We start from the raw sequence: 1119 nt of genomic DNA, 5'->3' as shown, positions 1-1119 counted from the left end.
GACCTGTGTTGCATACCCGATAGACGACTTTACTATCGAGACTGGCGAAGCTCCGTAAGTTACGTTACCGGGATTTTCGTTGCGGTTTTTAGTTGGTTTGATTTTTCTGTTTACCGGGGAGATGTATCATTTATCGAGTAATAATTCTGAGATATCCGATCTGAACCCTTAGATTGACTGTAAATCGATAACATTGGTATTTGATAATCTGTTTTGACTGCCGACAGCGTGTCACCCTGAGAGTAGACTCAAATGAGGAGACGACGAATCGAAACGTGTAAAACCAAATCTGCGCTAACTACGCGTGTGCCTGGGTAGCTTAGCGGTAAAGCGCGTCCTTGGTAAGGACGAGAGCGCGGGTTCAAATCCCGCCTCAGGCTCTCTTTTCCTTCTCTGTCCTGTAGTTATCGGGCTCTCTGTGCCTGCAACAAAAACTATGTTCAAAGGACGAGTGCCCGGGGTGCTGAGAGGCACCTCTTCGACGTCATGCGATTCTACCGCAAAACAGTGGACAAGGCTCGATACTATTAAACATACAATCCGGTTTCAAACTGTGAGGCAATGGAGGGACAGTCGATGAACCGGACCTACGACAACGACAACAAACACCACGGAGTTCCTTTAGTCACCGAAAAAAGCAGGGAATACCTCAACCCCCGGCAAGAGATCGACTACCGCGAATTCCGACGCAGCCTCGCAGAATGGCTCGACTACCAAGGAAAGAACCCAAGCAAAGCAGATGGATACAGCGACTCAGTTGTCAAGACCACGATGAACCGCCTAGACCTATTCTTCCGGTTCATCTGGGAGCAGCAGCAGCGATACACCACTAGTATCAGGACTGACGAAGCAGACGACTGGATGAAGGCGTTGGCGAAACGCGACGATATATCTGAGTCCTCCGCCTGCCACTACCAGAAAGCCGCTCACAAATACTTCAAGTACCTCCGAAATGAGAAAGACCGCGAGATAACCTGGGAGCCCGCCATCGAGTTCTCCGACCCCTCCACAAACTACCAGGTCCGCGAATACCTGACCCGTGAAGAGCGAACACAGCTCCGTGAAGCCGTCATGGAATACGAAACCATTCCCCACTACAACAGTCTCTCACCGGAAGAA

1 tRNA gene and 1 pseudogene are annotated in these 1119 nt (G+C 50.1%); both read left to right on the top strand.

From position 1 onward, the window contains the following. The first annotated feature begins 308 nt into the window (after positions 1 to 308). Positions 309 to 380 (top strand) — tRNA-Thr (locus J07HQW2_RS00050). Positions 381 to 576: 196 nt separating this feature from the next. Continuing rightward, positions 577 to 1119, top strand: a pseudogene (locus tag J07HQW2_RS00045) (site-specific integrase); the annotation flags it as partial.

Source organism: Haloquadratum walsbyi J07HQW2, assembly GCF_000415985.1.
Taxonomy (GTDB): domain Archaea; phylum Halobacteriota; class Halobacteria; order Halobacteriales; family Haloferacaceae; genus Haloquadratum; species Haloquadratum walsbyi_B.
Note: the sequence above shows the minus strand (reverse complement) of the source record. Positions and strands in the feature narration are given on the sequence as shown.